This is a genomic window from Paracoccus sp. SSJ, assembly GCF_030234105.1.
Taxonomy (GTDB): Bacteria; Pseudomonadota; Alphaproteobacteria; order Rhodobacterales; family Rhodobacteraceae; genus Paracoccus; species Paracoccus denitrificans.
In genome coordinates this window covers 41157-49835 of the sequence record NZ_JASSPE010000017.1, presented here as the reverse complement: position 1 = coordinate 49835, position 8679 = coordinate 41157, and the positions used below count along the sequence as shown (strand labels likewise).

General features: G+C 61.6%; 10 protein-coding genes. All 10 read right to left on the bottom strand.

The features are described 5' to 3' along the window. Positions 1–32: 32 nt before the first annotated feature. From QPR87_RS17400 to QPR87_RS17355, 10 genes are read right to left on the bottom strand one after another with little or no spacing between them, the layout of a single operon-like run. Positions 33–719 (bottom strand): phage adaptor protein, encoded by a 687-nt coding sequence (locus tag QPR87_RS17400; protein WP_285050604.1) that lies wholly within the window; start codon positions 717–719, stop codon positions 33–35. A gap of 2 nt (positions 720–721) precedes the next feature. After that, positions 722–1366 carry a hypothetical protein gene (locus tag QPR87_RS17395; protein ID WP_285050603.1) on the bottom strand — a complete coding sequence of 215 codons (645 nt, stop codon included), beginning with the start codon at positions 1364–1366 and terminating at the stop codon, positions 722–724. 58 nt (positions 1367–1424) lie between these two features. Next, the gene (locus QPR87_RS17390; protein ID WP_285050602.1) at positions 1425–1730 is read right to left on the bottom strand and encodes a hypothetical protein; all 306 of its coding nucleotides are present in this window, start codon (positions 1728–1730) and stop codon (positions 1425–1427) included. Between the two features lie 45 nt (positions 1731–1775). Then, complete coding sequence (locus tag QPR87_RS17385; protein ID WP_285050601.1) at positions 1776–2795, bottom strand: phage major capsid protein; 1020 nt, start codon at positions 2793–2795, stop codon at positions 1776–1778. Between the two features lie 10 nt (positions 2796–2805). Further along, entirely contained in the window at positions 2806–3933 is a 1128-nt protein-coding gene (locus tag QPR87_RS17380) for a hypothetical protein (RefSeq protein ID WP_285050600.1), read from the bottom strand. A 26-nt stretch (positions 3934–3959) separates the two neighbouring features. Then, a complete protein-coding gene (locus tag QPR87_RS17375; protein WP_285050599.1) occupies positions 3960–4265 on the bottom strand; it encodes a hypothetical protein in 306 nt (101 codons plus the stop codon). Further along, positions 4265–4465 carry a hypothetical protein gene (locus tag QPR87_RS17370; RefSeq protein ID WP_285050598.1) on the bottom strand — a complete coding sequence of 67 codons (201 nt, stop codon included), beginning with the start codon at positions 4463–4465 and terminating at the stop codon, positions 4265–4267. The genes QPR87_RS17375 and QPR87_RS17370 overlap by 1 nt, the downstream gene beginning before the upstream one ends. Then, entirely contained in the window at positions 4458–6737 is a 2280-nt protein-coding gene (locus tag QPR87_RS17365; RefSeq protein ID WP_285050597.1) for a hypothetical protein, read from the bottom strand. Before QPR87_RS17365 ends, QPR87_RS17370 begins: the two co-directional genes overlap by 8 nt. A 10-nt stretch (positions 6738–6747) precedes the next feature. Beyond that, entirely contained in the window at positions 6748–8097 is a 1350-nt protein-coding gene (locus QPR87_RS17360) for a hypothetical protein (RefSeq protein ID WP_285050596.1), read from the bottom strand. After that, on the bottom strand, positions 8094–8495 hold the full coding sequence (locus QPR87_RS17355) for a terminase small subunit-like protein (RefSeq protein ID WP_285050595.1): 402 nt from the start codon (positions 8493–8495) through the stop codon (positions 8094–8096). Before QPR87_RS17355 ends, QPR87_RS17360 begins: the two co-directional genes overlap by 4 nt. Positions 8496–8679 lie beyond the last annotated feature (184 nt).

The following is an 8679-nucleotide window of genomic DNA, read 5'->3' as shown; positions in this document are numbered from 1 at the left end:
CTTCTGCGGCTTGCGCCGTGCAGTCGGAGTCCTCATGGGAAAGCGCGGCCCGTATAAGCGAGCCCTGCCCCGCGATAATTGACGGGACGATTCGAGCGGAGGACATGGGCGCCACGGTCACGGGTCTGCGCTTGAGCAAGCGCCAGTTCATAGGTTGCCATGTCCTCGGCGTATTCGAGCCCCTTCTGCGCTTTCCAGCGCCAGATGAGCCCCAGCGTCATCAATCGCTCCGGCAGGACGAACTCGTCATCATCGGCCGTGAATCTGGCCTTGGGCGCCCCCGCTTCCGACCGCGCCCACCGGTTCGAGATATACGGAAACTGCGCCTGATCACGGGCGGCGGGGTAAAAGTGCATCTCGCCGCCAAGGATGATCCATCCGCCCGGCGACTGGATGGGGTATGTCCCGCTCTTGTAGCGCATCCAGTCGTTGACGCTCTCGAACGGTTGATAGCCCCAGAACCAACTGGCGCCGTCGTCAACCTCGGAAGCCAGCACCATGCGATCGTAGTCGGCGGGCAAGGGATAGGATTCCGACCCGCCCGCCAGACTGTGTATCTTGGTCAGAGCGCGCCAATCATGGCTCGCCGCGATATCCGACGCCACCTCGTTAGCCAGATCCGCCATTTCGATGGCGACCTGATTGCTCGAGGAAAAAGCCTCCTGAATGGTCGCGCCTTCGGCACGGAGAACGGCGGCTTTGATGGCGTCGAAAATCATGATCACGCCTCCAGGTCAGCCAGCATGCTGCGGAGGGTTTCAACCGAGGGATTGCCGCGCGGGCGCGCCCCGGTCTTGTCCGCGATCTGGGCCTTGAGCGCCTCACGCTCGTCCTGGTCCGGCTCGGGCGCCTTCTGCGCCGTAACCTCGGCCAGCTTGGCTTTCAGTCCTTCAACCTCGGCCTTGAGGGCGATATCCTGCGCCACGCCGCGCGCACGTTCGAGATATGCCGTAGCCTGATCCTTCATCTCGCGCCCTTGGGGTCCGAGGTTGCTCAGGTTCTTGCCGTCAAGCGAAGCCAGTGCCTCGGCGGTATAGACCTTGAGCATGCGAAGCTCCTGCCGGCGCGCTTCGGTCAGGAACGGCAGTTCCGATAGCGGCGTGCCGTGGGCGACCTGTTCCTGCCCCTGCTTGAACCGGGCGTAGGCTTCCGGCCAGCGGGCGGCATAGGTCAATTCCTCGCCTTCCACGCGTTTCCACATGGAATGGGCCGGATAGACCGGAGAGAAATTCCGCTCGCCCGCAATCCGAATCTCGACCACTTCCTGATCCTTGAAGATCGGTCGGCCTTCGCGCTTGCTGGCGATAGCATCTTCGATGGCGACCGTTTTGAAAAACGGCACCACAAGGGCGTCATTCTGTTGCATGACTTGTCCTGTCTGAGAGGGTGCAAGGATGGGGCGACCGAAGCCGCCCCGATCATTGTCAGAGGGTGAATTTGCGCGCCTGGAACGCATCGCCGGACGCGACCGCCACGACCGCTTGGTGCGTGCCGCTGCCGTTCGCCGTGGCGACCCAGGTGGATTCATCGATGTTCACGCGAGCATCCGCAGCAAGGCCTGCGGCGGCGGTGACGTGGACATACTCATGACCATCGTTGCCGATGACTTTCGAGCCGAGTTGATAGCTGGGCTCGGCAACATCGGGCGCAATCGTATCCCAATAGTAGTCCGCCTCGGTCTGGGTCAGATCCGGCCCAAGCGACGGCGTGATGCGGAAAGGTTCTGCCATGTTGGCCTCCTGTGAGAGAGGGCCCGGCCCGTAGGCCGGCGCCGGTTAGGTCAGGGGATCGCTGTCGATGAAGCGCCAGGTGAACAGCGGATTGGTCAGCGTCAGTTCGCCCTCCCATCCGATGAACTGCGCAATCGCGTCCTGGTTGATGGGCATCTGCCCGTCGCCATCGAACAGCGTTGCGAAGTTGAAGCCCTCGCGATACCGCAACGCCAGCGACCGGGATTCCAGGCCGTAGGTGGTATTCGACGGCATGTTGCTGTTCAGCCCCGAGGCCAGCACGATTTCCGCGCGCTTGCCGCCGCCGACATACTCGATGGACGAGAATCCCATGGCCGCAAGGCTGTCCTCGCGCGCGATGCGCTGGATCGAGGTGGTTGCAGCGTCATACGCCCAATAATGTTCCTCCGACATGATAAGCAGGTCGGCGGCGCGATTGCCCCGCGAACGCTGCGACATGATGCGGGAAATCATCGGGCGGATGGTGGTGGCGTCGACCTGCGTGCCGATATCCGGGAAATCCGTATCGGCGTCGAAGGTCGAAGTCCGCCACATCGCAACGTTGGCGCGGTTGATACCGCCATAGATGCCGGTATTGGTGATGATCGGCACAGCGCCGCCAAGACCGATGATGGCCTTGCCGCCGTCTGCGGTGCCGTCGCCATGCAGCGCCTCGTCAAAGGCGTCAACAAGGGCGTTCTCTGCCGCTTCAAGCGTGCCGTCCACGATATCGAACACCTGATTGGCACCCTGGTTGGCGCGGATTTCCTGCCCGGTCAGAGAGACCGGGACATAGACCGCTTTCGGGGTCCATACCGCGTCGTTCCAGAGTTCAATGGGCGGGTTCTGCAGGAAATCATAGCCGCGCGCCCATTGCGCTTCCTGCTTGTTGATTTGCAGGGTTTGGCGGATTTCTGGCCCCGAGAACGAACGCATCCGACCCTTGCGGCGGATCACGTTGAACAGGGGGTTGGAGTCAGACACCAAGTCCTCAATCCCCGAGGATCGCTCCGCGAGGGCCGTGGAAAGGATCTGACGGTATTGACGATCAGTTACGACTGCCATCTGTCATGTCCTATAAAGCGCCGTGCGCGCGCATCGCTTGCTTGATGGCTTCGCTACGGCTGCGTTTCTGTTTGGGTGAGGACGCCTCGTCGCGCGCAGCCCCGGTGATGGACTTCTGCCCAGCGGGGTTTGCGGTTCGGGGCGCTTGGGTCTGAGCCAAGGCGGGGTCGTCGCCGGTATGAGCGGCTTTCGGGTGTTTGGCTGCGGCGAATGCGAATGCATCTTCCAGCCGATCCCGGAGCGAAACGCCTTCGCTCGCAGGATATTTGCGCAGGAAATCCGCCATCTCCGCTTCCATCTCGGCGGCTTGGGGGTTTGCTGCTTGAAACTGCTGCCATTCGGTCAGCGCGGCGGCCTGCTGCTGCTGTAGCTGCGCGGCCTGTTGCTGCTGGACCAACTGCTGCTGTAGCTGCGCATTCTGACGCTGCATGTCGGCCATCTGCATCCGAACGGCGTGGTCATTGACCTGCTGGGGCGTCTGGCCGGCGATCTGGGCGGCGACCGCCCGAACATCGATCCCAAGCGCCTGCCCTACCCGCATGAACCCTTCGACGGGGTTGCGTGCAAAGGCCGCCTCGATTTCTACCATCTTCTGGACGGCGCCGACCAAGGTGTTTCCGCTGGCTTTCGCCATCTCATCGAACTGCCGCAGGGGCTCGTAGGACTCCGCAGCGGCGCGGTATTTCTCGATTCCCTGTTCGTTTTCCTTGATCGTGCGATGCACGGCGCCGCGAACGCTTTCCGGCACAGTTTCCCATTCGGCCTTTGCCGCATCGTCAAACCGCTGCGGAGCGTCCTTGTAAGCCGTGACCTTGGGCTTGGCCGGCTCGTCCAAGTCATCACCGCCCTCGACCTTGCGAGCCGTGAACTTGCCGTCCGGGGCGCGTTCTGCCGCAGGCTCTTTCGGCTCGGGCTTTTCCTCTGCCTTGGGCTCAGGATCAGGTTCCTTCGTCGCCTTGTCGATGGCCTTCTTGACCGCATCGGCTCGCGCCTCGGTGGGGTTCTTGGCCTTCGGCTCGGGCTTCGGCTCCTCTGCCTGCGGCTTTACCTCCTGCGCTCGCGGCGCATCGGGCTGTTCAACAAGCGTGTCGGATTGCACCGCTTCCGGGGCGGCGTCGTTCAGAACTTCATCTGCCATGGGATTTCCGTATGAGGGAGTTCGTGTTACAGGCCGGCTTTGGCAATTGCCTTCTGCACGGCCTCCTTGCGCGCCATCGCGTCGGGTTTCGGCTTCTGGATCGGCCGCAGCCGTGCCGGGTCGTTACCGACCTCGATGCAACCATGAGCCTTGGTCACTTCGCGGAACTTCGACTTGCTGTCGTAAAATTTCCCGTCGACGTGTTCGGTCGGGTCCATCGTATCGCTTACGATCCGAGGGCAAGGAAAAGCCCCGCGTTTCGGCGGGGCTGTCGGCGTCGACCAGCGCTTGATGAGATTGCCGCGCTCGTTGCGAAACCACCCGTCAGTCATCACGCTGCCGGGATAGCGTCCGCAAGGGCTTGCAACGCTTCGGTCAGCGTGCCGCCCGCGAAGGTGAAGTTGTCCGCAGTGATGGCGGGCACCGTGATTTCATCCGACGAACCAGCGCCTTCCGAGCCGATCTGTTTCGCCAGTTCCCGCGCGAGCGGGGAAGCCGTGCCAAGCGCGGCCAGTCGTCTTGCATCAGCCATTTCGGCCTCCTGTGGTTGGTTTCGGCGGTTGCCGCTCTGCAAATTCCTGTTGCCTGTCGGCCCGATCCTCGCCGCGAGCGCGGAACTCGGCGTCCGTCTGTCGATCCTGCGCGGCCATGGCTTGATCGGTCTGGCGCGCCTGAACGTCCGCGACCAGCTTCACATCCTCACGGTCCTGCTGGCGGGTCTGGTTGTCGGCGTCGACGCCAAGCTTCTGGATTTCGGCATAGATCTTCTCGACGCGCGCGGCGGTTTCTCCGATGGTGCCGCGAGTCTTTTCCAGTTCGAGGGCGAATTTCTGCTGGTCCTGTTCGGTCTTGGCCTGCGCCTCGGCAGCCTTGAGTTGCAGTTCCTGCATCTTGAGTTGAGCATTCGCCTGATTGGCCTCGGTCTGGCTCTGCACCTTCGCCATTTCGGCCTTGGCAAGCTCCATCTGGGCAGCCGCCAAGCCTTCATCCTCGCCTTCGCCCTCTTGTGCAGCCATGCGTTCAGCGATCTGCGGCCCCTGATCAACGAAATCGTCAATCAGCCCCTCAAGCTCACGGCCGACGCGATACGGCGCCAATGCAAACTTAAACACCGCGCCCGCCACCGCGATAGCCTCTGGACCCATGGCAAACATCGGCTGCAGGGCTGCCATCGATCCGCTGAACGCCTGCATAAACTCCGCGCGGCTGGATTTCTCAGCTTGCTCGTCAGGATAGACGGTCGAATCCGTCTCGATATCCAGAACATAGGGGCGAAGCTTTTCGTCTTTCAGGAACTCCGTCACTTGGTCGATGGTGACTTGCTCCTGCGCCTTGGCAATTTCGGCCTCGAAAGCCTGTAATTGCTGCTGCGCCTGCTGTTCGATCTGCTGCGGATCGGCCTGACCGGATAGCGCGGCCTGCTGGGCCTGTGCCACGACAGCCTTGGCCTGATCCTCGATCTGCTTGATCTGCTTTTTCACGTCCGAATCGGTGGGCAGGTCCATCTGCGCCATGTCGACCAGCGTGGACTTGTCGAATTCCTCGGCCATGATTTCGGCCGCGATCCGAACGGCATCGCGCGCCCAGCGGATCAACTCGTTCTGCTTGTCGCGAACCCGGTAACTTCCGTTCTGCTGCTTGAGGCGCTGAGCGCCCAGCGTCTCATCCGCTTCGGTCGCACCGCGCATGATGTCGGACAGGCCGATGATCTGGTAAACGTCGTCAATCACCTGCCGGCGCAGTTCGATCAGCCCGGTAATGGTGCTTGCCAGCATATCAAGCGGCATCCAGATGATAGGATCGCTGCCGCCCGTCGACAGGGACGCCAGATTCGGAACCGGGATCAAAACCTGTTCGTCGTCATGCATCTTCATCGCGCGCGTGATGGCATCGCCCACATCGCCGCCGCCAGAGTAAAACCCGCGCATCTTGATGGCCTCGGCCAGCGTGTGAATGCGCCGGGTGAGGCTGTTGATTTCCTCCAACTGGTCCTTGTATTGCAGCATATCCGGGATCGGGATCAGCGTCCGACGCTGGATCGTGGCATAGACCGGCTTCGGACACGGCCAGAAGCAATCCAGCTTCAAATGCGGTTCCTGTTCGTCCAGGACCTTCTCTGAGCCATCCGTTACCCAGACGACCTTTTCCGCTGACTTGCACCAGATTTCCCAGACGCCGCAGCGATCAACGGTATCCTTCTTGGCGTAACGGCCACGATCATCGCGCAGGGGTCCGGTATAGTCGACCTCATCAGCAGCGGGGCCGAACCGCTTGCGCATTTCCTCCTTGGTCAGCCACGCGCGACGAGCGACCCAATCCACGTCAGCCCATTTTCGCGCCGGATCGTGCAGAAAATCCTTGCGGTCCAGATGCTCGATGCAGATCCGATCCGCATCATCGTCGCTCTCGAACCGCAACCACCCCGCACCACGACCGACAATCGCCAGATCGTCGCGCAAGCTGATCATCGCATCATCAATATCGGCCAGATCGAACGCCACGACGCAGGCCCGTTCCAGGAACTCAGACGCCGTGCGATACAACGGACGACGATCCTTGAATTTCGGCGTGACCACGGGCACGGGCGGGCGGGCGTAGATGCTCGGCCCCATGACCTGGATATTCGACCAGAACAGTGCAAATTCACGGTCACGCGCCATGCTGCGCAGCCGGGACAACTCGCCATACTGCTTGTCGATATTGTCTGCCGCGCTCTGCCATTCCTTTAGCGCCGCCTCGGCCTTGGCGATGCGGTCCAGCCATGGCTGCGCAAGCCCACGATCTGCGGGCACGTCGTCAATCATGTCATCCATGCTAGACCTTTATTCTGCCGGTCGGCGTCTGTCGGATCGGCGGCACCTGCCAGCCTTGGACTTCTCGGGGCTTCACCGGTTCAGGCCGGATCGTCTGCCACGACAGGGACAGATACCGGAACGCCGCAGCCGGATGACTGGCCCAATCATGCACGTCCGTCGCCTTGAACGTCTTTTTCTCGTCATCCCATTCGCGCCGGTATTGTTCCAGCGCAGCAATGCCCAGATCCTCGCAGCGCGGATGAAACACGCATCTGGGCAGTGTCTTGCGGGCGGCGTTGATGCCGTCCATGAAGGTCGCCATCGGCACCACCTGCGGGTTTAGCCCCAGCGATTGCATCGTCTCGACCCTAGTGCGGCCCGTGCCCCATTCCCTGACCTTGGCGTCGTGCGGGACAAAATCTATCCCGTTCAGCCAGCCATGCTCCTGCGCGCGTTGCTCGATCACCTCGGCGTAGTGGTCGACGCCCGCACCTGACTGGCTGTAGCAGTCCAGGATGAACACCTGACCGCCAACGACCTGGAACCACCAGATGCTTGTATCGTCCCGGACACCCAGATCCCATGCGCGATGAACGGGGGCTTCGGCAGGCTCAAGCGTGGGGTCTATACGGCCTTCGCGACGAACCGCGCGCATCTCATGCGCGAAATATGCCCCCATGATGGCGATATCAAAGCTGCACAGGTATTCCTGTTCGAACAGCGCCCGGCCAAGATCCTCGCCGTGGGTGCTGATATACTCCCCAAGCGCCTCGTCCAACTGATCGGGCGATAGCGCGCCTGTATCCTCAATGCTCAGAATCTCGGTAAACCATTTCGGGTCATGCCGGAAATCGTCCACCATCTTCTTGGCGTGGTTTCGTCCGCGCGGCGTTGTAATGAACGCAGCATAACCGTTGGTTTCCCGAACCATCGGCGAGTGATAGGCCCAAGCGGCGGGGTTGCAGAGCGCCCATTCCGAGTAGGCGATACCCACCGCGCCCGCGCCGACATGGCTGTCGTATCGGTCAGATCCGAGTAGTTGCCACGTCGACCCGTTCACGAACTCGATGAACATGTCGTCGTCGTTCATGCGTCGAATTATCTGCTGCGGGAACGACTCGAATATCCTGCGCTTGCCTGTGTGGGCATTGATCCCGTTCCAGATCGCCTTGCGGGCCTGCTTATACTCGGGGAAGCAATGCCAGTAGGTTCCGGGTCGCTTGAACAGGTTCTCGCGCGTGGCGTTCAGGACAACCTCATCCTTGCCCGCCCGCCTGTGCCATATCGCGATGGCGCGCTTGATTTCCCCCTCAGTCAGAGCCCGGTAGAACGGTTGCTGATACCACCGGACGCGAAATTGATGGATCATTCCGGCTTCGGTTCGAATACCGTCTGAAACGTAATGGCCGAGCCGTCAGGATTTGCGTGCGTCAGGTCAAGCTTGTCGCCGTATACCTTGGGCCGCAGCTTGCCAGCGCGCCACTTGCGGGCATCGATCCTGAGTCGCGCAACCGCCACATCCTCCGGGGTAGCTGTGTCAGCAATCGACCGGATTTCGTCAAACTCATTGTCGGCCTGCGCCTCTCTCGCGTGCGCGTATTGTGCAGCAAAATCGGGGTCGTTCGCCAATCGCTTGCGGAACGTCTCCCACGAAGGAAGCCACTCGTCGCGGTCGGTTGAGCATATTTGCCGGATCGCCTCGCCATTTGCGATGCGCTTGAAGATTTCGTCCTCAATCTCCGGCGTCCATGGGAATGGTTGCGCCATTGTGGGCACTCCGGTCTGAGCGGATGCGTTAGCCTGCGGTGTTGCTCGCTACCTCCGGTCCACCCACAGTCCCGCCGCCTGCATGGCGATGAGGGAAGCGGCGAGGATGAGGGCGAGAAGGATGAGCATGGGGGCCTCGTAAATGGGAAACCCCGCGCCGATCTCTCGGGCGGGGCGGTGAACG

Coding starts and splice junctions, on each gene's coding strand:
- QPR87_RS17400 (WP_285050604.1), bottom strand. CDS start 719: ATGATTTTCGACGCCATCAAAGCCGCCGTTCTCCGTGCCGAAGGCGCG.
- QPR87_RS17365 (WP_285050597.1), bottom strand. CDS start 6,737: ATGATTGACGACGTGCCCGCAGATCGTGGGCTTGCGCAGCCATGGCTG.
- QPR87_RS17380 (WP_285050600.1), bottom strand. CDS start 3,933: ATGGCAGATGAAGTTCTGAACGACGCCGCCCCGGAAGCGGTGCAATCC.
- QPR87_RS17375 (WP_285050599.1), bottom strand. CDS start 4,265: ATGACTGACGGGTGGTTTCGCAACGAGCGCGGCAATCTCATCAAGCGC.
- QPR87_RS17360 (WP_285050596.1), bottom strand. CDS start 8,097: ATGATCCATCAATTTCGCGTCCGGTGGTATCAGCAACCGTTCTACCGG.
- QPR87_RS17390 (WP_285050602.1), bottom strand. CDS start 1,730: ATGGCAGAACCTTTCCGCATCACGCCGTCGCTTGGGCCGGATCTGACC.
- QPR87_RS17370 (WP_285050598.1), bottom strand. CDS start 4,465: ATGGCTGATGCAAGACGACTGGCCGCGCTTGGCACGGCTTCCCCGCTC.
- QPR87_RS17385 (WP_285050601.1), bottom strand. CDS start 2,795: ATGGCAGTCGTAACTGATCGTCAATACCGTCAGATCCTTTCCACGGCC.
- QPR87_RS17395 (WP_285050603.1), bottom strand. CDS start 1,366: ATGCAACAGAATGACGCCCTTGTGGTGCCGTTTTTCAAAACGGTCGCC.
- QPR87_RS17355 (WP_285050595.1), bottom strand. CDS start 8,495: ATGGCGCAACCATTCCCATGGACGCCGGAGATTGAGGACGAAATCTTC.